This is a genomic window from Variovorax sp. 01T432, from assembly GCF_056398605.1.
The window spans coordinates 126,372-150,667 of record NZ_JBFTPS010000008.1 but is presented as its reverse complement, the minus strand read 5'-3'; the positions used below and the strand labels follow the sequence as shown (position 1 = coordinate 150,667).

The 24,296-nt window shown below is 65.4% G+C and carries 24 protein-coding genes and 6 pseudogenes; 20 read left to right on the top strand and 10 right to left on the bottom strand.

Translation table 11 applies throughout. The features are described 5' to 3' along the window. Positions 1–2: 2 nt before the first annotated feature. From AC1DNF_RS09375 to AC1DNF_RS09300, 16 genes and pseudogenes are all read left to right on the top strand, one after another. On the top strand, positions 3–938 hold the full coding sequence (locus AC1DNF_RS09375) for a 2-hydroxyacid dehydrogenase (protein WP_478148292.1): 936 nt from the start codon (positions 3–5) through the stop codon (positions 936–938). 182 nt (positions 939–1,120) lie between these two features. Beyond that, positions 1,121–1,315, top strand: a complete 195-nt coding sequence (locus AC1DNF_RS09370) for a hypothetical protein (protein ID WP_478148291.1) — start codon at positions 1,121–1,123, stop codon at positions 1,313–1,315. A gap of 51 nt (positions 1,316–1,366) precedes the next feature. Next, entirely contained in the window at positions 1,367–1,504 is a 138-nt protein-coding gene (locus tag AC1DNF_RS09365; protein WP_478148290.1) for a hypothetical protein, read from the top strand. Next, positions 1,501–1,659 (top strand): hypothetical protein, encoded by a 159-nt coding sequence (locus AC1DNF_RS09360; protein WP_478148289.1) that lies wholly within the window; start codon positions 1,501–1,503, stop codon positions 1,657–1,659. The genes AC1DNF_RS09365 and AC1DNF_RS09360 overlap by 4 nt, the downstream gene beginning before the upstream one ends. Before the next feature lie 170 nt (positions 1,660–1,829). Next, a complete protein-coding gene (locus AC1DNF_RS09355) occupies positions 1,830–3,233 on the top strand; it encodes an aminotransferase class III-fold pyridoxal phosphate-dependent enzyme (protein WP_478148288.1) in 1,404 nt (467 codons plus the stop codon). A 77-nt stretch (positions 3,234–3,310) separates the two neighbouring features. After that, positions 3,311–3,805, top strand: coding sequence for an Lrp/AsnC family transcriptional regulator (locus tag AC1DNF_RS09350; protein ID WP_478148287.1), 495 nt, complete (start codon positions 3,311–3,313; stop codon positions 3,803–3,805). Between the two features lie 142 nt (positions 3,806–3,947). Then, positions 3,948–5,429, top strand: coding sequence for an aldehyde dehydrogenase family protein (locus AC1DNF_RS09345; protein ID WP_478148286.1), 1,482 nt, complete (start codon positions 3,948–3,950; stop codon positions 5,427–5,429). A gap of 46 nt (positions 5,430–5,475) precedes the next feature. Beyond that, positions 5,476–6,195, top strand: coding sequence for a cupin domain-containing protein (locus AC1DNF_RS09340; RefSeq protein WP_478148285.1), 720 nt, complete (start codon positions 5,476–5,478; stop codon positions 6,193–6,195). 21 nt (positions 6,196–6,216) lie between these two features. Continuing rightward, positions 6,217–7,542, top strand: coding sequence for an NAD(P)/FAD-dependent oxidoreductase (locus AC1DNF_RS09335; protein WP_478148284.1), 1,326 nt, complete (start codon positions 6,217–6,219; stop codon positions 7,540–7,542). Positions 7,543–7,576: 34 nt separating this feature from the next. Beyond that, positions 7,577–7,876 carry a hypothetical protein gene (locus AC1DNF_RS09330; protein ID WP_478148283.1) on the top strand — a complete coding sequence of 100 codons (300 nt, stop codon included), beginning with the start codon at positions 7,577–7,579 and terminating at the stop codon, positions 7,874–7,876. After that, positions 7,873–8,219, top strand: a pseudogene (locus AC1DNF_RS09325) (four-carbon acid sugar kinase family protein); the annotation flags it as partial. The gene AC1DNF_RS09330 and the pseudogene AC1DNF_RS09325, both read left to right, overlap by 4 nt. Before the next feature lie 24 nt (positions 8,220–8,243). Next, positions 8,244–8,636, top strand: a pseudogene (locus tag AC1DNF_RS09320) (class II aldolase/adducin family protein); the annotation flags it as partial. 174 nt (positions 8,637–8,810) lie between these two features. Continuing rightward, on the top strand, positions 8,811–9,476 hold the full coding sequence (locus AC1DNF_RS09315; RefSeq protein WP_478148282.1) for a haloacid dehalogenase type II: 666 nt from the start codon (positions 8,811–8,813) through the stop codon (positions 9,474–9,476). Next, positions 9,473–10,513 carry a phosphotransferase gene (locus AC1DNF_RS09310; protein ID WP_478148281.1) on the top strand — a complete coding sequence of 347 codons (1,041 nt, stop codon included), beginning with the start codon at positions 9,473–9,475 and terminating at the stop codon, positions 10,511–10,513. The genes AC1DNF_RS09315 and AC1DNF_RS09310 overlap by 4 nt, the downstream gene beginning before the upstream one ends. Further along, the gene (locus AC1DNF_RS09305; protein ID WP_478148280.1) at positions 10,510–11,862 is read left to right on the top strand and encodes an aspartate aminotransferase family protein; all 1,353 of its coding nucleotides are present in this window, start codon (positions 10,510–10,512) and stop codon (positions 11,860–11,862) included. The genes AC1DNF_RS09310 and AC1DNF_RS09305 overlap by 4 nt, the downstream gene beginning before the upstream one ends. A 78-nt stretch (positions 11,863–11,940) precedes the next feature. Continuing rightward, positions 11,941–12,480 carry an Lrp/AsnC family transcriptional regulator gene (locus AC1DNF_RS09300; protein ID WP_478148279.1) on the top strand — a complete coding sequence of 180 codons (540 nt, stop codon included), beginning with the start codon at positions 11,941–11,943 and terminating at the stop codon, positions 12,478–12,480. A gap of 133 nt (positions 12,481–12,613) precedes the next feature. Here the strand turns inward: AC1DNF_RS09300 and AC1DNF_RS09295 are convergent. Beyond that, positions 12,614–13,153 (bottom strand): annotated as a pseudogene (locus AC1DNF_RS09295) (class II aldolase/adducin family protein). A 990-nt stretch (positions 13,154–14,143) separates the two neighbouring features. On the opposite strand from AC1DNF_RS09295, the gene AC1DNF_RS09290 reads away from it, so the two are divergent. Then, the gene (locus AC1DNF_RS09290) at positions 14,144–15,139 is read left to right on the top strand and encodes an ornithine cyclodeaminase family protein (RefSeq protein WP_478148278.1); all 996 of its coding nucleotides are present in this window, start codon (positions 14,144–14,146) and stop codon (positions 15,137–15,139) included. Next, positions 15,136–16,116: a threonine ammonia-lyase gene (locus tag AC1DNF_RS09285; protein WP_478148277.1), complete on the top strand. Its 981-nt coding sequence runs from the start codon at positions 15,136–15,138 to the stop codon at positions 16,114–16,116. Before AC1DNF_RS09290 ends, AC1DNF_RS09285 begins: the two co-directional genes overlap by 4 nt. Before the next feature lie 51 nt (positions 16,117–16,167). Here AC1DNF_RS09285 and AC1DNF_RS09280 read toward each other — a convergent pair whose 3' ends face one another. From AC1DNF_RS09280 to AC1DNF_RS09260, 5 genes and pseudogenes are all read right to left on the bottom strand, one after another. After that, complete coding sequence (locus AC1DNF_RS09280) at positions 16,168–16,518, bottom strand: hypothetical protein (protein WP_478148276.1); 351 nt, start codon at positions 16,516–16,518, stop codon at positions 16,168–16,170. A gap of 27 nt (positions 16,519–16,545) precedes the next feature. Then, entirely contained in the window at positions 16,546–17,727 is a 1,182-nt protein-coding gene (locus AC1DNF_RS09275; protein WP_478148275.1) for a M20 aminoacylase family protein, read from the bottom strand. 20 nt (positions 17,728–17,747) lie between these two features. Continuing rightward, positions 17,748–17,900 (bottom strand): annotated as a pseudogene (locus AC1DNF_RS09270) (HAD family hydrolase); the annotation flags it as partial. A gap of 77 nt (positions 17,901–17,977) precedes the next feature. Then, positions 17,978–19,141, bottom strand: coding sequence for an alanine racemase (alr, locus tag AC1DNF_RS09265; RefSeq protein ID WP_478148274.1), 1,164 nt, complete (start codon positions 19,139–19,141; stop codon positions 17,978–17,980). Then, positions 19,138–20,514, bottom strand: coding sequence for a D-amino acid dehydrogenase (locus AC1DNF_RS09260; protein WP_478148273.1), 1,377 nt, complete (start codon positions 20,512–20,514; stop codon positions 19,138–19,140). Before AC1DNF_RS09260 ends, alr begins: the two co-directional genes overlap by 4 nt. 52 nt (positions 20,515–20,566) lie before the next feature. On the opposite strand from AC1DNF_RS09260, the pseudogene AC1DNF_RS09255 reads away from it, so the two are divergent. Next, positions 20,567–21,034, top strand: a pseudogene (locus AC1DNF_RS09255) (winged helix-turn-helix transcriptional regulator). Positions 21,035–21,196: 162 nt separating this feature from the next. Further along, a pseudogene (locus AC1DNF_RS09250) lies at positions 21,197–21,301 on the top strand (IS30 family transposase); the annotation flags it as partial. A gap of 220 nt (positions 21,302–21,521) precedes the next feature. On the opposite strand, the gene AC1DNF_RS09245 reads toward AC1DNF_RS09250, so the two are convergent. From AC1DNF_RS09245 to tnpA, 4 genes are all read right to left on the bottom strand, one after another. Continuing rightward, on the bottom strand, positions 21,522–21,839 hold the full coding sequence (locus AC1DNF_RS09245) for a calcium-binding protein (protein WP_478148272.1): 318 nt from the start codon (positions 21,837–21,839) through the stop codon (positions 21,522–21,524). A gap of 28 nt (positions 21,840–21,867) precedes the next feature. Further along, positions 21,868–23,433 (bottom strand): IS66 family transposase, encoded by a 1,566-nt coding sequence (gene tnpC, locus AC1DNF_RS09240; RefSeq protein ID WP_478148271.1) that lies wholly within the window; start codon positions 23,431–23,433, stop codon positions 21,868–21,870. A gap of 104 nt (positions 23,434–23,537) precedes the next feature. Then, positions 23,538–23,888, bottom strand: coding sequence for an IS66 family insertion sequence element accessory protein TnpB (gene tnpB / locus AC1DNF_RS09235; RefSeq protein ID WP_028250660.1), 351 nt, complete (start codon positions 23,886–23,888; stop codon positions 23,538–23,540). Further along, the gene (gene tnpA, locus AC1DNF_RS09230) at positions 23,864–24,292 is read right to left on the bottom strand and encodes an IS66-like element accessory protein TnpA (RefSeq protein ID WP_478148270.1); all 429 of its coding nucleotides are present in this window, start codon (positions 24,290–24,292) and stop codon (positions 23,864–23,866) included. The genes tnpB and tnpA overlap by 25 nt, the downstream gene beginning before the upstream one ends. Between the last annotated feature and the right edge of the window lie 4 nt (positions 24,293–24,296).

Genomic DNA, 24,296 nt, shown 5'->3' with positions numbered 1-24,296 from the left:
CGATGAGCAGAACCACCTTCCTCTACAAGTCCGACCCGGTTCGCGGCCGCCAGTGGGCCGAGGTGTTCCAGCGCTGCGCGCCGGCGATCGACTTTCGCATCTGGCCCGATATTGGCGACCCGGCGCAGGTGCGCTTCCTCGCGGCCTGGGAGCCACCGCCAAATCTGGCCGAGCGCTTCCCCAACCTGAAGGTGTTGTTCTCTTCCGGCGCCGGCGTCGACCAGTTCGACTTCGCGGCGCTGCCGCCGGACTTGCCGGTGGTGCGCATGGTCGAGCCCGGCATCGTGCAAGGCATGGTCGAGTACGTGACGCATGCGGTGCTCGACCTGCATCGCGACATGCCGCGCTACCGGCGCCAGCAGCTGGGGGGCCAGTGGCGTCCGCTGCCGGTGCGGCCGGCCAGCGTGTGCCGCGTGGGCGTGCTGGGGCTTGGCTCGCTGGGTCAGGCGGTGCTGGCGCAGCTCGTGGGCCTGGGCTTCGACTGCGCAGGCTGGAGCCGCTCCCGGCATGCTGTCGATGGCGTGGTCTGCCATGCCGGCGCCGACGAGTTGCCGGCCTTTCTCGCGCGCACCGACATCCTTGTGTGCCTGCTGCCGCTGACCGATTCGACGCGCGGCTTTCTCGATGCTCGCTTGTTCTCGATGCTTGCGCGGGGCGCGGGCCTGGTGCACGTCGGCCGCGGTCCGCAGCTGGTAGAGGCCGATCTGCTGGCTGCCATCGCCAGTGGGCAGATCGGCGACGCCGTGCTGGACGTGACCGACCCCGAGCCGCTGCCGCCGGAGCATGGCTTCTGGCGCCATCCGAACATCCAGCTCACACCGCACATCGCGAGCGTGACGCAGCCGCTGAGTGCTGCGGAGGTGGTGCTCGACAACCTGCAGCGCTACGAGGATGGCGAGCCGATGGTCGGTCTCGTCGATCGCGCGCGAGGCTACTGAGGCGCACAAGCAGTGTGCTGCATTGCCCGAGGCGCTCACTCAGCATCAACCACAGGAGCCAATCGACGGATGTGTCAACTCGACAACGAGCAGCGCTGTGGGCAGATGAACGCAGACACTATCCGGCGCAGTAACCACTGCTCAACCTGAACAACGCGGCCGTCAGCCCGCCACCACGGGTCGTGGAGCAGGCGGCGATCGAGGCCTTTCGTCTGGTCAGCCGCAATCCGGACGTCAAACATGTGGCCGACTCGATGCGAACCTGCCTTCAATCCAGAGCATCCACGTGGCCCCTCATGGCACCGTTCGAAGACGTGCTGCACCGCATCGAAAAATTCGACCACTGGAACCTTGGGACCTACAACGCCGCGCTGTAGCCGAGCATCGCTCCCGCCATCAAGATCCATCGCGAAATCAGCGTTCATGCCATGCGCGCTCGCCTGCGCGAGTTGACCCGCTATTGGATGGCACTGGCTCGTGACATTCGAGGTTTCAGGAAGCACACGCCGCTCGACGACGAGCGGCTCGCAGCGGTCAGCCTGTTCTCGATTGCCGGTGGCGCATGAGGCATGTCGAGCAGGAATTGCGCGACAGGCACCGGATGCATGCGAAGTACCGCCGCATGGGGCCGATCGAGGGCTTGAGAGTTTCGCCGCATGTCTACATTCGGAAAACCGAGGTGAAGCGCTTCGTGGAAGCGCTGGACCGCGTGCTCGGCTAGAACCGCATCCGATGCGGGCGCTTCCTTGCCGCGGAAGTCTCACGGCACGATCTGCTGTGGCGAAGCGTACAACCGCAGCCTGCCTTCGCACAGGGCCCCCAATGCAGCACCCGCACGAGGGGCATGCGGCCTAAGCTTTGGGACATCCAAAGGCCCAACTTTTGCCCCACATGACACACCCCGCCGCATTGCCCAACAAGGCCGCGCTCGACGCCATCGACCGCGCCCACCTCATCCATCCCGTCTCGCCCTGGCGCGTGCACGAAGAGCGCGGGCCGACCGTGCTCGCCTCGGGCCGCGGCGCGTGGCTGACCGATGCCAACGGCCACGAACTGCTCGACGCCTTCGCCGGCCTTTGGTGCGTGAACGTGGGCTATGGGCAAGAGAGCGTGGTGCAGGCCGCGGCCGAGCAGATGCGCCGGCTGCCCTACGCCACGGGTTACTTTCATTTCAGCAGCGAGCCGGCCATTCGCCTGGCCGAGAAGCTGGTGCAGATCGCGCCCGCATCGCTGACCCGCGTGTACCTCACGCTCGGCGGCTCCGAGTCGGTCGATGCCGCGGTGCGCTTCATCGTGCAGTACTACAACGCGATCGGCAAACCGTCGAAGAAGCAGTTCATCGCGCTGGAGCGCGGCTACCACGGCTCCTCGTCCACCGGTGCCGGGCTGACCGCGCTGCCGGTGTTCCACCGCGGCTTCGATCTGCCACTGCCCACGCAGCACTACATCCCGTCGCCCAACCCGTACCGCCATGCCGACGGCGCCGATCCGCAGGCGCTGATCGCTGCCTCGGTGGCGTCGCTGCGCGCCAAGGTCGAGGAACTGGGCGCAACCAACGTGGCGGCTTTCTTCTGCGAGCCGATCCAGGGCTCGGGCGGCGTGATCGTGCCGCCCAAGGGCTGGCTTAAAGCCATGCGCGAGGCCGCGCGTGAGCTTGATATCCTTTTCGTGGTGGACGAGGTCATCACCGGCTTCGGCCGCACCGGGCCCATGTTCGCGTGCGAGGCCGAGGGCGTGGAGCCCGACCTGATGACCGTGGCCAAGGGTCTGACCGCCGGTTATGTGCCGATGGGCGCGACGCTGATGTCGGAGCAGGTCTATGCGGGAATTGCCGATGGTGCGCCGGCTGGCGCAGCGGTTGGGCATGGCGCCACTTATTCGGGGCACCCTGTCAGCGCTGCGGTTGCGCTCGAGGTGCTGCGGCTCTACGAAGAGGGCGGCGTGCTGGCCAACGGCCAGCGCGGTGCGGCGCATTTCGCGGCCGGCCTCGAGTCGCTGCGCGCGCACCCGCTGGTCGGCGATGCGCGCCACCGCGGCTTGCTGGGCGCGCTGGAGCTGGTGAGCGACAAGGCGAGCAAGCAGGGCTTCGACGCGTCGCTCGGGCTGCCGGACCGCATCTTCGCCGCGGGCTACCGCAACGGGCTGGTGTTCCGCTCTTTCGGCGATCACATCCTTGGCTTCGCGCCGGCGCTTACCTTCACCGAGGACGAGTTCGCGCAGATGTTCGTGCGGCTCAAGAAGACGCTCGACGAGGTGCTGCAGGCGCCCGACGTCCGAGGCGCGCTGGCGGGCTGAAGCGGCCCCCCGGGAGAACCCGGACGCAACGTGCCGCGGCCGCAGAATCGAGTACTCCGCGTTTACCATCACTACCCATGTCCGAAGCATTCAAGATCGACCGGCTCGACCTGCGCATCCTCGCCCAACTGCAGAGGAACGGCCGCATGACCAACGTCGACCTGGCCGATGCGGTGGGGCTGTCGCCCAGCCCCTGCCTGATCCGCGTGAAGCGGCTGGAGCAGGCCGGCTACATCGCCGGCTATGGCGCGCACCTGCGGCTGGAGAAGCTGGGCGACACGCTAACGGTGTTCACCGAGGTCACGCTGCAAGACCACCATCGCGAGGACTTCGTGCGCTTCGAGACCGCCGTGCAGGGGGTCGACGAAGTGCTCGAGTGCCATCTGGTGAGCGGCGGCTACGACTACCTGCTGCGATTCCTGACGCGCGGCGTCAACCATTACCAGGAAGTGATCGAGGAACTGCTCGAACGCAATATCGGCATCGCGAAGTACTTCAGCTACATCGTGATCAAGTCGCCTTTCATCAAGACGCACAGTCCGATCGAGCGGCTGTTCCCGCATCCGCGCTGAGGCGCTTGCGTTCAGCCCATTCCCGGCTGCTGGTGGCTGACGGCAGGATCTGCTTGCAGCGACTCGGACAACCGCAGCCTCCTTTGTGCAAGACCCTCATTACAGCACCGGCGCGAGGGGCACGCAGCCTAAACTTTTTGCCATGTACTCCCCAATCATCGAACACCTCAGGAGCGCTGGCCACCTGGACCGCATGTACGTTGGCGGCGAATGGGTCGTGCCGGAAACGCAGGATCGCAGCGCCGTCGTCGACCCATCGACGGAGGAGCCCGTCGCGGATATTGCGCTGGGAAGTGCAAGTGACATTGCTGCCGCGGTGGCTGCGGCGCAGCGCGCTTTCGTGACCTGGTCCGTGAGTTCCCCGCACAGCAGGGCCTCGCTTCTCGATCGCGTGCACAGTCTGATTCTCGAGCGCGCGGAGTTGTTTGCCCAGGCCATCTCGCTGGAGATGGGCGCGGCAATCGGCATCGCGCGTAGCACTCAGGTGCCCATTGCGGCGGAGCACATCCGCGTGGCCCGGGACATTGCGGGCAGCTATCCCTTCCTCACCCATCGGGGCGACACGGCCATCGTGCGAGAAGCCATCGGGGTGTGCGGCCTGATCACGCCCTGGAACTGGCCGCTCTACCAGATCACCGCCAAGGTCGGCCCCGCCTTGGCGGCGGGATGCACGGTCGTTCTGAAGCCCAGCGAGCTGTCGCCGCTAAGCGCGTTGCTGTTCGCGGAAGTGATGCACGACGCCGGCGCTCCGGCGGGTGTGTTCAACCTGGTCAACGGCCAAGGGCCAGAGGTTGGCGCCGCTCTGGCTGCGCACCCGGATGTCGACATGATCTCCATCACCGGCTCCACCCGGGCCGGCGTGCTGGTGGCGCAGGCGGCCGCACCAACTGTCAAGCGCGTGGCCCAGGAACTCGGCGGTAAGTCGCCCAACGTCATCCTGCCCGATGCTGATTTCGCACGCGCCATACCGGCTGCGGTGGCGGCCGGTATGCGCAATGTTGGCCAGTCCTGCAGTGCGCCCACCCGCATCCTCGTGCCGCGCGTACGCCTCGCGGAGGTCGAGCGGCTCGCATGCGAGACGGCCTCTGCATTCGTCGTGGGCGATCCGCGTTCGCCGCAGACCACGCATGGTCCGGTAGCCAACCGCGCGCAGTTCGATCGCGTGCAGGAGATGATCGGTGTCGGCACGGCCGAAGGCGCGCGCCTCGTCTGTGGCGGCCCCGGCCGGCCGCAGGGGCTGGAGCGTGGCTGCTACGTGCGCCCGACACTTTTCTCTGACGTGCAGCCGCAGATGCGGATCGCGCAGGAAGAGATCTTCGGCCCGGTGCTGGTGATCATCGCCTACGACAGCGTGGACGAGGCGGTGGCCATCGCCAACGACACCGAATACGGCCTCGGCGCGCACGTGCAGGGCCGCGACCTGGCGGCCGCGCGCGCGGTGGCCTTGCGCATCCGCGCCGGGCAGGTCCACATCAACAACCCGCCCTGGAGCCCCGATGCGCCCTTTGGCGGCTACAAGCGCTCGGGCAACGGACGCGAATACGGTGTCGAAGGCCTGGAGGAATACCTTGAGACCAAGGCCATCCTTGGCTACCTGGAAGGCCGGGCGCCTGCTGCCGCATGAGGAGGCCAACGCTGATGAATACCCGCAACTCAAAGGAACAACGACCATGACCGTGGCCCTGCTGCTGCACCGCACCGATGGTGCATCGCCAACGACCTCTTTCTGCAGGGCTGCCTTCGGCCCGGCCGATCCCTTTGCGCGCAACCGAGAAATCGCCTGGGAAGGGCCGGGCGAGATGAGCGCCGGCCGCGTCAGCTTCACCGGTGACCTCGATGTCGCGCGCTTTCCCCACATCGAGACCCTTGTGGTGGTGGAGGGCGAACTGACCCTGACGGTGGCCGGAGAGGCCCCGCTGGTGCTCGGCCCGCAAGCGGGCGCGGTCATCGGATGCGGCACGGCACTTCACATCCAGGCTGCAGCGCGCACGCGGTTCGTCTTTTGCGCGGCCGCTTGCGAGAAGCCGACCCAGCGCGGCGTCACTGCACTGCGCGCCGACGCCAACTTCAAGCCGTCCAATCCGCCGCCGGCCGAGACGCTGCTGGGCCCTACGCCGCAATGCCGCAGCGACAACGTGTTCACCGACGACGGCGCGCAGTACCTCGCGGGCACCTGGGATTCGACCCCGTATCACCGGATCGTCCGGGCCCATCGCCTCAACGAGTTCATGTTCCTGTTGGCCGGCGGCGTACGGTTTGCAGCCCCTGATGGCAGCGTGCTGTCTGCCGTCACCGGCGATGCGCTGTTCGTGCCGCAGGGCGCACCGATCGGCTGGGAGAGCAGCGATCGCGTGGCGAAGTTCTACGTGTGCCAAAGCGTTGCAGCCTGAGGCGACGATCGAGCCCCAGCCATGTCCCAGCCACTGCGTCTCGTTGAGACCTCGCCCCACCTGCCAGCCCGTGCCGACGTCGTCGTGATCGGCGGCGGGATCATCGGTGTCTTCACCGCCTACTACCTGGCCCAGCGCGGGCTGTCGGTCGCCGTGGTCGAAAAGGGCCGCATCGGCGCCGAACAATCGAGCCGCAACTGGGGCTGGTGCCGCCAGCAGAACCGCGACGCGCGCGAACTGCCCATGTCCACCCGGAGCCTGGAGCTGTGGGATCAGTTTGCCGCAGACAGCGGCGAAGACACGGGCTTCAAGCGCTGCGGCTTGCTGTACCTCAGCAACGACGAGGCCCAGATTGCCGGCTGGGCCAAATGGCGCGAGTTTGCGACGACGGTTGGCGTGACCACGCACATGCTCAGCGGCCGCGAGGCCTCGGAGCGCGGCCAGGCGACCGGCCGCGCGTGGAAAGGCGGCGTCTTCTCACCCAGCGACGGCACGGCCGATCCGGCCAAGGCGGCGCCGGCCGTCGCCGCCGCGCTCATGAAACTGGGCGGCACCGTCCACCAGAACTGCGCCGCACGTGGCATCGAGATGGAAGGTGGCCGGCTCAGCGGCGTGGTGACCGAATCGGGGACCATCAAGACCCGTACCGCCGTGCTCGCAGGTGGTGCGTGGGCGTCCTCGTTCTGCAACCAGCTTGGCGTGCAGTTTCCGGTCGCCACGATTCGCCAATCGATGGTCCGTCTGGCACCGGTCGAGCAGCAACTGCCGGGAGCCCTCACCAGCCCGCGAGTGGCCATCACCCGCCGGCCCGACGGCCACTACATCCTGGCCATCAGCGGCCGTGGGCGCGCCGACCCCACCGCCCAACTGGTGCGCTTCGCCCCGCAGTTCTTGCCGATGTTCGCCAAGCGCTGGCGCAACGTGTTTCCCGGCGGCCTGGAAGGCATCCGATGGGGCCACGAAACCCGCGCTCGATGGAAGCTGGACGCTCCCACACCGATGGAACGGGCGCGCATCCTCGACCCGACGCCCGACCCCGCGGGTGTCCGCGAAATCCACCGCCGTGCCGTCGATCTGTTGCCTGTGCTGCGCGAAGCCCGCATCGTCAACACCTGGGCGGGCTACATCGACAGCACGCCCGACGGCGTGCCGGGCATCGGCGAGCTGCCGCAGGTTCCCGGTCTCATCCTGGCTGCAGGTTTCTCGGGACACGGCTTCGGCATCGGCCCCGGCGCTGGCCACCTGATTGCCGACCTGGTGTCTGGGGCCAAGCCGATCTTCGATCCCGCGCCTTTCGATCCCGCACGGTTCAAGGAGTCGATGTGGGGCAAGGTGGCTGATTTCTAGACCTGTTCCAGGTTTGGGACCGAGCCGGGCCCTGGTGGCTGCGTACGCGCAGAGCGCCGCCCGGGTCATCCCGGTGGAAAGCGTGCTGTGCGCGGCGGCATTCGACGCCCTCACCAGCGGCCGGCGTGACCTGCACGATCGCCTCGTGAGCAAGGCTGCGGCCGAGTTCGGGCCACGCGTCGATCGCATCGTCCTGGCGCAGGCCTCGTTGGCGCATCTGGCCGAACCGCTCGCCGGTCAACTGGGGCTACCGGTGTTCGCGAGCCCGGAACTGTTGGTGCAGGAGGTGGTTGCCCTGGGCGGGATTCGGCCTAGCAACAAGGACAAGCCATGACCATCCTGCTCGGCTGCATCGCCGACGACTTCACCGGAGCCACCGCCCTCGCCAACAACCTGGTGCGCGTCGGCATGCGCGTGGTGCAGACCATCGGCGTGCCCGCTGGGCCCCTGGACAGCGAAGTCGATGCGGTGGTGGTGGCGCTCAGTCGCGCACCATGGCGCCAGCGGAAGCTGCGGCGCAAGCGCTGCGCTGGCTGCAGGCGCAGGGGGCGCGGCAGATCTACCTCAAGTACTGTTCCACCTTCGGCAGCACGCCCGCGGACAACATCGGTCCGGTGACGGAGGTGCTGATGGAAGCGCTGATGGAAGCGCTGGGCTGCGACTTCACCATCACTACCGCGAGTGGACAACCGGCCGGGTCGGTGATCCACACGCACAGCACCTCGCTGGTCGCGTGCTCTTTGAAGGCATTCGAAGCGAAGGGAAGCTTGGATGGAGAAGCGGACTTGCTGCCACGCCGTACCTCGTGATGAAGGTCGGCCGCGTCCCGCACATCCCTACCGACGCCCCGGCGCCGACCAGGCCTCCGAGGCGGTGGCGCAGGCCATAACGCGCCATGCTGCCGACAGCCGGCAACGCGTGCCGTGATGCTGGCGCGCCTGGGCCGAACATCTGGCACGACAACCCGGTCGCCGCGATGGCGGTGCTCGAGGAACTCGAGGAGACCGCGCGGCTTTGGCTGCTGGCGCGAGCCTACTCCACTGGATGAGGCGCAGCTTGCCGAACTCCGCAGCGTGTTCGGCGCCAAGTGGTAGCCGGAGGCTGATTTCCAGCAGGCACTGCGCAAGCGGCGCCGCGAGTCAGGACCAAGCAAAGTTTCGGCAAGTGTCGCGATTGAAACGGATTCCACTTGCGTCACACATGAATGCGGCATTTCCTCAGCCGCCGGATTCATAGACTTATAGCCACCCCAACCAGTGGACTTGTCGATGACCTTCAAACCCAAATTCATCAGTTTCGACTGCTACGGCACCCTCATCAACTTCGAGATGGGTCCGACCGCGAACGTCTTGTTCAAGGACCGCGTCCCGACCGATCGGATGCCTGCCTTCCTGGACAGCTTTCGGGCCTATCGCCTGGACGAAGTCATGGGCGAGTGGAAGCCCTTTTTCGACGTCGTGGAGAACTCGATCCGGCGCGCCTGCAAGGCGCACGGCGTGGACTACAGGTCGTCGGACGCCGCAGCGCTGTACGACGCCATCCCAACGTGGCAACCGCATCCGAACGTCGTCGAGGTTCTGGAGGCGATCGCACCGCACGTGCCCCTGGTGATCCTCTCGAACTCGATGGTCGACCTGATCCCGGCGAGCGTCGCCCATCTCAAGGCAAAGTTTCACGCCGTCTACACCGCCGAGGAAGCACGCGCGTACAAGCCGCGCTTCCAGACCTTCGAGTACATGTTCGACCAGCTCGGATGCCCGCCGGACCAGATGATGCATGTCTCGTCGAGCTTCCGGTACGACCTGATGACGGCCTCCGACCTGGGCTTCATGGCCAAGGCATACATCGATCGTGCGCATGAGCCGGCTCGCGAGGGCTACGGTGTCAGCCGCTTGACCGACGTCCGCCAGCTTCCCGGCCTGCTCGGCCTATGACCGCGTTGAGCACCACCGCGCCAGACCTCGCGCCCGCGGCGGTGGAGGCATTGGTCCATCGCCTCTACGGCATCGAGGGTTCCACCCGGCCGCTGGCGGGCGAACGTGACCAGAACTGTCTGGTGCAGGCGTCGGACGGCTGTCGCTACGTCTTCAAGATCAGCAATCCATCCGAGCCGGCCTCGGTCGTCGACTTCCAGATCGCGGCGCTCGACCACATTGCCCGCGTGTCGCCGGACCAGCCGGTGCCGCGCGTCGTGCGGACACTGGAAGGACGCACGCACGGCAACATAGCGCTACCTGAGGGCCTTCCCACACGCGTGCGGATGCTGACTTACCTGGACGGCATCCAGATTCGCGAGACCGTGCGCACCGTCGCTCAGCGTCGGGCCATGGGGACAGGACTTGCTGAGTTGAACCGCGCACTGCACGGCTTTGCGCATCCGGGCGCCGCGCACGACCTGCTGTGGAACGTCGCAACGGCACACCGGCTGGCCGAAAAGCTCGATGGCATCGTCGATGAGAACCGCCGCGCGCTGGCCCAGGCGTTCATGACGCGCTTCACCGAACACGTGCTGCCGCGCCTGGCGGCGCTACGGTCGCAGGTGATCCACAACGACTACCACCTCTACAACGTGCTGGTCGCACCCGACGATCATGCGCGCATCGTGGGGGTCATCGATTTCGGCGACATGGTGCACGCGCCGCTCGTCGGCGAAGTCGCAACAGCCGCCGCCTTCCACATGGCCGGCAGCGCTGATCCATTCGAGGGGCCGGCCCAGTTCGTGGCCGCCTATCACGCCGCCTTGCCGCTGACCGACGCCGAACAGGAGGTCGTCGCCGATCTCATGGCAACGCGCCACCTCATCACGGTGCTGATCTCCGAATGGCGCGCCGCGCGCTACCCCGAGAACCGCGCCTACATCATGCGTCACAACCCCGCAGCATGGGAGGCCCTGTCCCAGATGGCGGACCTTTCTCGAAACACCGCACGTGACCGGCTGCTGGCTGGCCTGCACACTGGAGCCCATCAATGAAGAGCACGACCGACCTCAACATGGTCAACGCCTACATCCCCGGCCGCGCCGACGTGGGCCCTGCCACCGCCACGATGATCTCGCGTCGCGACGCCTTGCTTGGCCCGGCCTACCGCCTGATGTACGAGCGGCCGCTTCACATCGTACGAGGCGAAGGCGCCTGGCTCATCGACCCGGAAGGGCGCCGCTACCTCGACGCCTACAACAACGTCACGTCGCTCGGACATTGCCATCCAGCGGTGACCGAGGCGATCTGTCGGCAGGTACAAACGCTGGCGACCAATACGCGCTATCTCCACGACACGATTCTCGAACTGGCGGAACGCCTGCTTGCGAGCGTGCCTGAGACCGAGCTTGCCCACCTGATGCTGACCTGCACCGGCAGCGAGGCCAACGACCTCGCCTATCGCATTGCAAAGGTCCGCACCGGTGGCACCGGCGTGATAGTGACCGACACGGCTTATCACGGCATCACCGACGCGGTGTCGAAATTCTCGCCCTCACTGGGCGTGACCGTCGATCTCGGCGAGCACGTGCGCCTGGTTCCGGCGCCACGCCTCTATCACGCCGAAGGCGCCGACCTGTCCGAGCGCTTCACACGCGACGTCGAGGCGGCGATCGCGGACCTGCGCCGTCATGGCATCAAGCCGGCCGCGCTGATTGTTGATTCGCTGTTCACCAGCGACGGCATCCTCCCTGGCCCAGAGGGATTCTTGAAGGGTGCGGTCGATGCCATCAAGCGGGCAGGCGGCCTCTTCATTGCCGACGAGGTCCAGCCCGGTTTCGGCCGCACCGGCGAGCACCTTTGGGGTTTTCAGCGCCATGGCGTGCTGCCCGACATCGTGACGATGGGCAAGCCGATGGGCAACGGTCAACCGATTGCAGGATTGTTGGCGACCGCTGACGCGCTGGCGGAGTTCGGCAAGAGCTCGCGCTACTTCAACACCTTTGCGGGCAATACCGTCTCGTGCGCGGCCGCATTGGCGGTCATCGACACGATCGAGCGCGACCGACTGGTGCAGCACGCTGCCACGGTCGGGAAGATCCTGCGCGACGGCATCGCCGCTCTGGCCGGCCGGCACGAGGCCATCGGTGACGTGCGCGGCGCGGGCATGTTCGTCGGGGTCGAGCTCGTCTCCGATCGCGCAGCGCGAACGCCCGATCGCAGCCTCACGAGCCAGGTGGTCAATCGGATGCGCGACAAGGGCGTGCTGATCAGCGCCTGCGCGATGGGACACAATGTGCTCAAGATCCGACCGCCGCTTGTGCTGTCAGCGGATCAGGCGGGTCTCGTCATTCAGGCGGTCGACGAATCCCTGCGTGAAGCGCAGAGGGCTCGCGCTGACTAGCCACGGCGTCCAGCCTTGGTGTCGGGTCGTGTGAACAGGTTCTGGCGGCACATCGACACTGGCGCTACGATTTCACCCATGTCTTCGGCAGTCTCACTCGACAAGTTCGACCTCAAGATCCTTGCGCACCTTCAGCGCGAGGGTCGCTGTTCGAATGTCGAGTTGGCTGATGCCGTCGGCCTGAGCCAGAGTCCGTGCCTCGTGCGGACGAAGCGGCTGCAGGAAATCGGGGTGATTCGCGGCTATGGCGCTGACATCGCGCTGGAGAAGCTGGGCACGAGCGTGATCGTCTTTTCCGAGGTGACCATCAGCAGCCATCGGCGCAACGACTTTCGCAAGTTCGAAGAGGTTGTGGGTCAGCACCGCGAAATCGTCGAGTGGTACAACGTCAGCGGTGGCTACGACTACTTGTTGAACATCGTGGTGCCGAGTGTTGCCTTTTTTCAGAAGCTGATGGAGAGCCTGCTGCAAAGCGATATCGGCATCGAGAAGTTCACGAACCGGATCGTATTGCGAAAGTCGGCCAACAAGCGCATCTATCCGCTTAGCCTCATCGCAGAGCCGCGCGGCGGCATCGGGTCGGAGGTATCGTCAGCCCAAGCACCCGGTGAACCATAAGCACGAGACTTCGAACAACCCACGTTGATTCCGGCGCCGATCGCCGCTGCGCGAAGAGATGCACGGTCGCCGCCTTGCCGGCCCGCTGGCAGAGGTTTCCCAATGGGCACTGCGCGAGTAGCTGATGCACCGGCTACCACGTCGCGCCGGACACGCTGCACAGTTCGGCGATCTGCGCCTCGTCACGTGGTGGCAGCCGCGTCAGCAGCCAAAGCCGCGCGGTCTCCTCGAGTTCCTCGAGCACCGCCACCGCGGCTGCCGGGGTGTCGTGCCAGACGTTCGGACCCAAGCGCGCCAGCATCACGGCACACAGTTTCCGGGCGTCGGCGGCGTTGCGCGCAACGGCCTGCGCCACCCTCGCGGCGCCCTCATCGGCGCCGGGGCGTCGGTAGGAAATGTGCGGAATGCGGCCGACCTGCGCTGGTGCAGCGTGATCGTCTTGCTGGCACGGTCACCTGCGGTTTGGCGTCCGTCGGCGTCCAGCCGAACCAGCCGGTCTGGGTCCAGGGAACCGAGGCACGCATCCGTCGGGGGTGATCAGGAAGCCGTCGGCCAGGCGCGCGCTGATGATGTTGCCAGCCGTCGCGTGCACGTAGCCCCGATCGAGCAAGCTGCGGCGGACGTGGCAGGTCTGCGAACGCGCGGTGGCTTCGTCGTGCGATGTCGCGCTCATTGAGGCGACACGCCACTTCATCACGGCGCAGATCTCCGAATGGCACGCCGCGCTTTACCCCGAGAACCGCACCTACACCCGAAGCGCTCGGCAAGGACTGCACCCTCGGCGTGATACAGGCGCGAGCCGGTACCACTCGCACACGCTGGCCCGATCGACGGTCGCACCCAGCGAGGGCGAAAATTTCGAGAGCGGTGTCGGTCACGATCACGCCGGTGCCACGGGCGCGCGGACCCTTCACAATGCGATAGACGAGGTCGTTGGCCTCACTGCCCGTGGAGGTCAACATCAGGTGAGCCAGCCCGTCTGCGACACGCTCGCGAGCAGGCGCTCTGCCGCTCGAGAATCGAATCGTGCAGGTAGCGCGTATTGGTGGCCATGGTCTGGACCTGCCGGCAGATCGCCCCGGTCACCCCCGGGTGGCAATGCCCGAGCGACCTGACGTTGTTGCGTCGAGATAGCGTCGCCCCTACGGGTCGATCAGCCAGGCACCTTCGCGACGCACGATGTCTAGCGGCCGGGGCTCCAGTTTGTGCGCCAGCAGCAGCTGGTCACGTCCTGTTGGGCGACACGCTGACCGTGTTCACCGCGGTCACGTCGCAGATCGCGGCCTCGAAGCGAAGGAAATCCTCGCGTCGTGGTCCAAGGGCTGCTGGAGCGCAATATCGGCATCGAGTCAAGACGCATGGCCCGATCGAGAAGCTGTTCCCCGAGCGAGCGGCTTGATGCTGTCACGCGGCCCCCTAGAGGCCGAAGTGGGCAGGCCCGCATCGCAAAAGCATCATCTGCCTGGGCCCGCTCGAAAACAACACGAACCTCGGCATCGAGCCCGAATTGCAGCATCACGCTGCGGCGGCGTACATGTAATCTCGTCAGCATGATCGCGGCACCGGAAGCGGCTGGGCACGCCGAAGGTCCTGCTGGCCGACCACGCGCGGCGCCACCGAGGGCAGTCCGCCCGAGCCCTTGATTCATGGAGAGATCACACCGATGAAGACACTGTTGCTGAACAAAGACGATGTAGGAAGCCTGATTTCCATGAAGGAAGTCATCGGGACGGTGGCGGAGGCGTACAAGGCCTTCAACAGCGGCCAGGTGATTCAGCCGGCCTATACATGCATCCACCTTCCGCCACCCCGGGGCGAAATCGACTTCAAATTGGGATACTGCGAGGCCAACGAGATCATCTCGATGAAAGCCTCGTCCGGGGGATTCCCGAACAACCCTACCGAGCACGGCGTGCCCAGCGGCATGGGAACCATCCTCCTGTTCGACGCCAGAACCTGCGCGCTCATCTGCGTGATGGATGGCAGCCTCATCACCGGCTTGAGAACAGGCGCCGCCGGAGCCGTTTCGGTGAAGGCGCTGGCACGCAAGAACGCGAGGACTATCACCTCCATCGGGACCGGCAATCAGGCCCGGATGCAGATCAGGGCGATCCGGGAGGTGATGACGATCGAAACCATCCATGCGTGGGACCACCAACCCCAGACACTCGCCCAATTCAAGGCCGATATCGAGCGCGAGTTCGGCATCCCGGTGGTGATGGCCCGCTCCAAGCAAGACGCAGTGGAACAGGCGGACATCCTCGTGACCACCACCCGCGGCAAAGGCTCGCTGGTGGAAGCTGACTGGGTTCGGCCCGGCACTCACATCGTCGCCATCGGCACGGACACGCAAGGCAAGCAGGAGCTGGAGCCGGAGATCTTCCGCAACGCCAAGATCGTCAACGATTCGATCGCGCAGTGCGTCGAGAAGGGCGAAACCTGGCACCCGTTGAACGAGAACATCATCAGCAAGCACGACATCCACGCCGAGATCGGCGAGATCTTGCTGGGCAATAAGCCGGGGCGCGAGTCCGACGACGAGATCACGATCTTCGATTCGACGGGCATGGCCATCCAGGACAACACGACCTCGAACCTGATCTATCGCAACGCCATCGCCAGCAATACCGGCACGGCCTTTGAGTTCATTCGATCATGACGCCTCTGCTCGAGCACCCCACTCTCCACGACATCCACCAAGCACGGGAGCGGCTGAAACCGCACATCCGTCACACGCCCTTGCTGCGCGCCGAGAAGATGGAGACCACACTCGGGTGCGAGGTGTACCTTAAACCCGAGATGCTGCAGATCACCGGGGCCTTCAAGATCCGGGGCGCGCTGAACAAGGCCCTGTCGCTGCCCCGCGAGGCCATTGCCAACGGCATCATCGCCACGTCTTCAGGTAACCATGCCCAGGGGCTGGCCTACGCAGCGCGGATGCTGGGTGTCAAGGCGCTTCTGGTGGTGCCCGTCACCACCCCGAAAATCAAGGTGGAGAACACCCGGGCGCTCGGCGCGGAGGTGATTCTGTTTGACGGCGACACCGCGGCGCGATGGAAACGGGTCTACGAAATCGCGGCAGCAAACCACTACGCCGTAGTGCACGCATTCGAGGACCCAATGGTCATGGCGGGCCAGGGAACCATTGGATGCGAAATCCTGGAAGACCTGGCCGACGTGGACACTGTCATCATTCCCATGGGCGGCGGGGGTCTCATCTCCGGCATTGCCACCGCCATCAAGGAAACCAAACCCTCCGTGCGTGTGGTGGGCGCGGAACCAGCGCTGACGCCCAAGTACTTTCAGAGCCGTATCAACAAGGAGCGCACTTCGCTGCCGCTGAAGAACACGATCGCCGACGGTTTGCGTATCAGTGTGCCGGGCCAGAACCCCTATCCCATCATCGAAAGGTACGTCGACGAGATCGTGCTGGTGGAGGACGAACACATCATTGAGGGCATGCGCATGTTGGCCAAGGACGCCAAGCTGATCGCAGAGCCGGCTGCCTCGATCGGCATTGGCGCGCTGCTGGCGAACGGACTCAAAGTGACGCCGAAGGAAAAGGTCTGTGTGTTGTTGACAGGCGGCAACTGGGATCTGTGCGACCTTGCCGAAGTCTTTCAACGCGGCAATTGATCGCTCTCGAGTTGGGGGCGCCCGCGATGGGAAGGCAGCGCCGCCAAAGCATCATCTGCCGAGACGCGCTTCACAACCACATGAAGCGCGGCTCGCGCACATGCCATTCGCCCGTGGTTTGCGCCGGAAAGAGCAAGGTGTCGGCTGCGCGAATCTGAAGCGCTTCGCCGCCGGTCGGCGTGAAGGTGCAGACCCTGCAAGGATGTGCATGACCTCGGCGTTGGGCAACGGCCGCCCGAAGCGCCCGGCCCCGCATTCGCAGATGCCGCTCTTGTTGCCGCCGGCGCCCGGCAGCTCGACGTCGATGCCGCGCAGGCGGCAGGACGGATCGCTCAGCGGCCGCGCAGGCGTGCCCTGGTCTTGCAGGCCGGTGGCGGATTGGTGCAGTGCGGTGATGCTCATGGTCGGGTGTGGAAGCTGATGAACACCTCATCCCGCCAGTGCCCGCTCGGCGACTTCGCACAGCCAGCGCACGCCCAGCGGCAGCGCGTCGTCGTTGAAGTCGTAGCAGGGGTGGTGCAACGCGCGCTCCCCGTCCGGCCCCGGGTCGGCGCGGCCCTGGCCGAGCCACAAGTAGGCGCCCGGAACGCGCTGCAGCATGAAGGCGAAGTCTTCCGAGGTGAAGGCCGCACGCGGCGCCATGTCGGCCTGCAGGCCGACGGCTTGGGCCGCGTCGATCGCGAGCGCCGCTTCTTCGGGCGTGTTGAGGGTGGCGGGGTAGTAGCGCACGTAGCGCACCTCGGCCTGGACGCCGCTCGCCAGCGCCACGCCGTCGACGGTGGCGCGCAGCGCGGCCTCGATGCGGTCTTGCGAAGCGAGGTCGAAGCTGCGCACGGTGCCGGTGATCGAAACCTCCGCCGGCAGCACGTTGTGGCTGTGACCGCCTTCGATGCGCGTGACCGAGAGCACCGCCGATTCGCCCGGATCGATGCGTCGCGAGACGATGGTGTGCAGCTGCGCGACGAGCTGGCTCGCGGCGAGGATGGCGTCGGGGGTGTGGTGCGGCTGCGCCGCGTGGCCGCCGCGGCCGCGCAGCACGATGTCGAAGCGGTCGGCCGCCGCCATGATCGGCCCGACCCGCGTCTGCGCCCGGCCCAGCGGCAGGTCGGGCCAGTTGTGCAGCGCGTAGACGCTGTCGCAGGGGAAGCGATCGAACAGGCCGTCCTCGATCATGGCGCGGGCGCCCCCCTTGCCTTCCTCTGCCGGCTGGAAGATGAAGTGCACCGTGCCGTCGAAGCGCCGCGTGCGTGTCAGCTGACGCGCGGCGCCGATCAGCATGCTGGTGTGGCCGTCGTGCCCGCAGCCGTGGTGAACGCCTTGCGTGCGGCTGGCATGGGCGGTACGCCCCAGCTCGACCATGGGCAGAGCGTCCATGTCGGCCCGCAGGCCCACGCTTCGCGCACCGCTGCCGCAGCGCAGCGTGCCGACCACGCCGGTGGCGCCCAGCCCTTCATGGACTTCGAGGCCGAGCAGGCGCAGCGCCTGGGCCGCCACGCCGGCGGTGCGCCGCTCCTCGAACGCGAGCTCCGGATGCGCGTGCAGGTCGCGGCGCAGCGCGACCAGTTCGGGCAGCAGGTCGGCGACCGGCGTGGCGATCGCGTCCGGGCTCATCGCCCGGCCTCCACGGCGTCAGCACGCGAATGGCGGTAGGCGGCGAGGAAGTACTCATCCGTTTCGCCAGCCTTAGGCACGGCTGAGCGCAGGCAGGCGAGCATGTCGCCCCCGAAATCGATCAGCGTGCCAACCACGTCGACAGTGAAGTCCTTGAAATCCAGCACGGACATGCAAAATCTCCGGAAATAGCGGATGAGAGTGAACTTGAGCATAAGTGCGCGCCTCGCAGGTCGGTACCGAATTGGGTCTACGCTGCGGCACGGCGTTTCGTTATTGACGCGTTACCAGCATCTTCTTTGGCAGCGGAACGGTCCCATACCTTGTCTATGCCCGTCTCATAAATAATGGGCACTCGTTTCACGTTGCAGAGTAACTCGTAGGAGATCGTGCCTGCACGACGGGCTACTTCATTGACCGACACGTTCCGGCCCCACAGTTCGACGCGGCTTCCGATCCCGCATCCAGGATGGTTGCTCAGATCGATGGTCAGCATGTCCATCGAGACGCGGCCGACCACGCGGGTGATCGTGCCGTCCACCGCTACGGGCGTGCCAGTCGTCGCAAGGCGTGGATAGCCATCGGCATAGCCGATCGCGACCAGCCCGATCCTCGTCGGTTCCGTCGCGACGAAGCCTCCGCCGTATCCCAGGGCGTCGCCCGATTGGAGCGTGCGAACTGCGAAGACTTCGCTTTCGAGAGTCATCACGGGGCGCAATTGCTCATCGCCGCCCTCCCCTGCGCCTCGCTGCGGCACGGGATTTGCACCGTACAACAGGATGCCAGGCCGGGCCCAGTCGCGCCGGGCCGAGGGCCATTGGAGGATGCCGGCCGAATTGCTCAGACTGCGATCCCCTGGCAACGCTGCCGTTGCGGCATCGAACGCCGCCACTTGCCGGGATGTCGCATCGCTGCCTGGCTCGTCGGCCCTGGCGAAATGCGTCATGAGCGTGATGTTCGACACCCTGCCGGTCGCTTGCAGTCGAGCATGGGCGCTCGGCACGTCGGCGAGTGCAAACCCGGCCCTGCCCATGCCAGAGTCGGCTTTCAGCCAGACTTCCAGATGGCCGGAAGCGCGGTCGTTTTCGATCATGCGAAGCTGGGCTTCTTGGTGCACGACGATCCATAGATTCAGAGTTCGTGCTGCCTTCAGTTCACCGGCGTCGAACAACCCCTCGAGCACCAGGATGGGACCTCCAATGCCCGCTGCCCGCAGTGCCGCCGCTTCTTCGAGAAAAGCCACGGCGAAACCATCGGCGTGGTCCAGCAGCGCCTGGGCGCAGCGCACAGCGCCATGTCCGTAGGCATTGGCTTTGATCACCGCGAGTGCTCGTCCGCCGTGCATCCGTCGTGCCAATGAATAGTTGTGACGCAGCGCGTCCAGGTCGACGCGGGCGCGCGATGGTCGTGTCATGTGATTGCGCCGGCGGGCCGCTTCAAGCGACCACGCGCGGCGCTCGGCGTATAGCGATCGATACCCAATCCACTCGCGCTGATCTCCGTGCGCTGGCCCATCACCATGTCCGAGATCAGCTTGGCCGAACCGCAGGCCATGGTCCAGCCAAGCGTGCCGTGTCCAGTATTCAGGTAGAGGTTCGGGTACTTCGTCGCGCCGATCACCGGCGTGCTGTCGGGCGTCATCGGTCGTAGGCCTGTCCAGAAGGTGGCACGGGTCAGGTCGCCGCCGGGGAACAGATCGTTGACGACCAGTTCGAGCGTGGCGCGACGGCGCGGGTCGAGCCGCAGATCGAAGCCGCCGAGTTCGGCCATGCCGCCGACCCGGATGCGGTCGTCCAAGCGCCTGACCGCGATCTTGTAGGTCTCGTCGAGCACCGTCGACTGAGGCGCGAAGGCCGGATCGACCAGTGGAACGGTGAGCGAGTAGCCTTTCACGGGATACACGGGCAGGTCCAGACCGAGCGGCTGCAGGAAGCTGCGCGAGTAGCTGCCGAAAGCGAGCACGAAGCGATCGGCCTTCAACAGCTCCCCACCGGCCCGGACACCAATGACCCGCCCGCCTTCGGTCACGAGACCGTTTACCGTTCGTTCGAAGCGAAAATCGACTCCAAGGTCGCGCGCGCGCTGGCACAGCGCATTGGTGAAGCGGTGGCAATCACCGGTTTCGTCCGTGGGCAGGCGCAGCCCGCCGGCGAGCCGTTCGCGCGCTTGGGCCAGGCTGGGCTCGATCAGGGCGAGTTGGTCTGCGTTGAGAAGTTCGTACGCGACGTTGCATTCCTCCAGCACGGCGATATCGCGCTGGACCGCGTCGAGCTGTGCCTGAGTGCGGAACAGTTGAAGCGTTCCCCCGGAGCGCTGCTCGTACTCGATACCTGTGTCTGCGCGCAGCTGCTGCAGGCACGCGCGGCTGTATTCGGCGACGCGCATCATGCGTTCCTTGTTGATCGCGTACCGGTCGGGTGAGCAGTTGCGCAGCATCCTGGCCATCCACTGCAGCTGGAACAGGCTGCCGTCGAGCCGGATCGCCAGGGGTGAATGCTTCTGGAACATCCACTTGATCGCCTTCAGCGGAATGCCGGGAGCGGCCCACGGCGTGGAGTAGCCCGGCGACACCTGACCAGCATTGGCGAAACTGGTCTCGAGCGCTGGCCCGGGTTGGCGGTCTAGCAGCGTGACCTCGGCGCCGGACTTGGCGAGATAGTACGCGGTGCTCGTTCCAATGACGCCTCCGCCCAGGACAATGACTTTCATGGCAAATTCAAAGATTGGTGAGTAACTTGTCAACTTTATTCGCTGAGAACCAGAGGATTTGATGGTTCTTAAGTACATCCGCAGTGAATCTCCCTTCCCGGCCTGGCCTAAACGCCACGCGCGAAGTGAAATGCGCGCCATTGACCAAACCGACCGCAAAATCCTCGACATCCTTCAGCGAAACGGGCGCATCGCGACGAACGAACTCACCCAACAGATCGGCCTGTCCACTTCTCCCTGCTCGGAACGGGTCAAGCGCATGGAGCGCGAGGGCGTGATCACGGGATACCACGCGCGCGTGGCACCGAATGCGCTAGGCAAAAAGCTGCTGGTGTTCGTCGAGATCACGCTGGCGGCCAAATAGGGCGAAGTCTTCGACAAGGTGCGCAAGGAACTGCTGCATGTTCCCGACGTGCAGGAGTGCCACCTCGTCTCGGGCACCTTCGACTACCTTGTCAAGGCGCGCCTGAGCGGCATTGAGGAATTCCGCAGCCTGCTGGGGGACATCCTGAAGAAGCTGCCGGTGATCGCACAGTCCAACAGCTATGTGGTGATGGAAGGACTCAAGGAATCGCTATTGCTGCGCACTGACCGCTGAATTCGAGCGGCTTCTCGGTCGAGCTGCGGAAATTGCTGATCGGGCGGCTTCCTGGTTGTTGCCCCGGCCTCTTTCTGACGAATTCATCCGCACTCCTGGGGTGTGGGGGAGCGGCCATGGCATCGAACGCGGCAACTGTCACGATGAGCATGCTGGAACGACTTGTTCAGCCAGGACGAGCTCGATGGGATCGCCGACAGCATGAACAACCGTCCTCGCGCTACGCACGCATGGCACGCGCCCATGGAGGTGTTCGCCCGAACACTCGGCCCGTCTCTAACCAACTGCCAGCTTCAATCCACTGACTCAACCTGTTGCGCCTCAGACTTGAAAGCGCCAAGTAACCCGTGGCATAGCACAGCCGGCGCATCTGCTCGGCCGCGGCCGCCACCACGCTCTCCTGTCCATAGCCCGCGTTCAGGCACCACTGGCCGGCGATTCGTAAGCGATCAGTGAACCCCGTCCTTGCGCCGCCTGGCGAAGGGGTCTAGTTGACGCTGCGGTCCCAATGACGGTAGGCCTCGATCCACTCGACGCCACGGGGCAATGGACTCGGAAGTGGTAGGTCGAGAATCGCAATTCGCTGCCGCGTCCGCCCGTTGCGGCACACCGCGACGATTTGCTCGCTCGCGGTCATGTCGACCCGTTCGACGAGCACCTCGATACCGAGCACATAGGTCTTGAACGGCAATTGGAGGTTTTCCTGGATCATGGTCAGGAAGCCGACACGCTGCTCGGAGTCGTTGTACGCGTCGACGGTCGCGTCCTCGATCAGTTTCCGAAGCTTGGCGCGGGACAGCTTCATGGTAGGCCGTCAATGTGCAGGGGTTGGGCTACGAGGTTGGCAGCGCGATGTTCCAGGGCAGTAGCGCCTCGTAGTCGTCGGCCGTCTGCGCCAGCGGCAGCTTCTTGAACAGGGCGACGAGATAGCGATACGGCTCGACACCGTTGGCGCGGGCAGTCTCGATGAGTGAGTAGAGATTGGCGCTGGCGTTCGCCCCTCCAACGGTGTCGGCAAACAACCATGAACGTCGTCCAACGACGAACGGCCTGATGGCGTTTTCCACCGGGTTGGAGTCCAGCGGCCACGTCCCGTTGTCCAGGAAGCGGATGAGTTTGGGCCACTGACCGTGAAGGTAGTGCAGCGCCTCGCCCAGCAGGCTTGAGGGCGCGACGGCGTGCAGGTGCGCGAGCAGCAACTGTTCGATCTGCTTGACCACTGCAGCGCTGTAGCGCTGGCGCAGCCGATGACGGCGCTCTGACGTCCAGTCCTTGCCCAGCGCCTCCGCTCGGTAGAGCTTGCCGATGAGCTTAATGAACCGTGTTGCCAGCTGGTCCGGTGACCGGGCTGCCTTCGGGATCGCCTCCTCGGCCTTGATCAGCGGTCGGCGCGCGTGCACCCAGCATCCAAGGTGCGTCAGGCCATGGTCCGCGGCGATGCCGTCGTAGACCTGATACCCGTCGGTCACGAGCGTGGCGCCGCGCCGGATGCCGGCATAGAGCTTCTGCGCGTGCACGGTACCGCGACCCGGCGCATATGCGAACAGTCGAACTGGCGGTCCGCTGCCGTTCATCTGAGCCCACATGAAGCTTTTGCTCTGCGCCTGCCGACCGGGCTCCTTGAGCACCTGCACGGTCGTCTCGTCTCCGTAGATCAGGTCCGAGTCCAGCAGGTGGTCACCCAGCAGGTTGATGATGGGCTGCACGGCCTGGCCGATGCGCACCACACCCGCGGCCAGCGTGTTGCTCACGATGTCGCCGCCGAAGCGGCGCAACAGAACGGCCGTGCGATACAGCGGCATGCCGAACTGGTACTTGCCCGTGATGACCCAGGCCTGTGCCTCCTCGGTGAGGAGACCTCGCGGGATGATGCGAGCTGGTGTCGGCGCGACCTTCAGGCTCTTGTCGCAGCAGGGGCAGGCGTACTTGATGCGGTGGTGCTGGAGCACACGCACCTGCTCGGGGATGACGTGCATCTGCTCGCTGACCTCGGCGCCGATCTCGACCAACGCGTGGCCGTCGTGGGCGCAGACACGCTCGGACTCTGGCAACTCGTGACGCACGATGTCGCGCGGCAATGCAGGATCCAACGGCTTGCGGCCGCGCTTCTTACGCTGGTGGCCAGCGACCGGCGTCGAGTCCTCATCATCGATTTCGGCCGGCAGTGTTTGCGCGGTCGGCGCGAGCGCCTCAGCCTCGTTGAGGAACAGGTCCTTCTGGTCGGTGCTGCGGGCCTCGCTCTTGGCGGCGAACAACTGACGCTGCAACGCACGCAGCCGCTCCAGTGCCAGGTCTCGCTCGGTGGTCACCACGCGCAGTTCACCGACGAGAGATTCGCTGCGCCGAGTGGCCTCGGCCAGGGCTTGCTGCAGGGCTGCGAATTCTTCGGCGGTGGGCATCTCAACCATTGCCTGCTTCGATCAACATGACGTGCAGGCGTTCCTCGAACATCGCATTGTCGAGGAAGATTCGGCAACTATTTTTGCAAGCTGCCAGTGAGCGTTCAGGCCACTCGCTCGTAGAAGCGACGGGGGTGCTTCTGGACCACCGCGAGATCAATTCCATCGAGCAACCAGTGCAGTTGCTCCACCGTCAACGTGGGCACGGTGGCGACATCGGGCCAGATGAACCTGTCCTGCTCGAGACGCTTCATCAACATCCAAAAGCCGTTTCGCTGCCAGCCCAGAATCTTTACGCGATCACGTCGCCGATTCCTAAAGACGTACAGCGCCTCGGCAAACGGATCCAACCCGAGGGCTTGCTCGACCAGGATCGCCAGACCGTTGAGACCGACCCGGAAGTCGATGGCCTCGCGATGCAGGTAGACCTTCAACCCTTCGTCGAAGCGGAACACCGCAGTCTCCCGAGCGCCTCGATCATCGCCGACGCCTGCTGCATGTCGCAACCACGCAAGTCGACCACAACTCCGTTGGGAAGGCGTGCCTGCACATCCATGGATGACGTCTCTTCCTGGCGCGCCGCTGCGACTTCGAGCGCCACGAATGCCGGCGTCTTCGCATCGACAACGTCCACGCTCGGCGCCGTGCTCTTGGCCAGTTGTCGCTCATACAAGCGCACCCAGCTGTTCACCTGGTTCGCGTTGACGCCGCAATCGCGAGCCAGCTTCGCTATCGATACCCCGGGCTCACGACACGCTAGGACCAACTCGCGCTTGGCCTGCTCGTCGTAGATGCTGCGACCATCACGCTTGTGCCCGACCACCAAGCGCTTGGCCAAATTCGAAATCAACTCTGACATTACG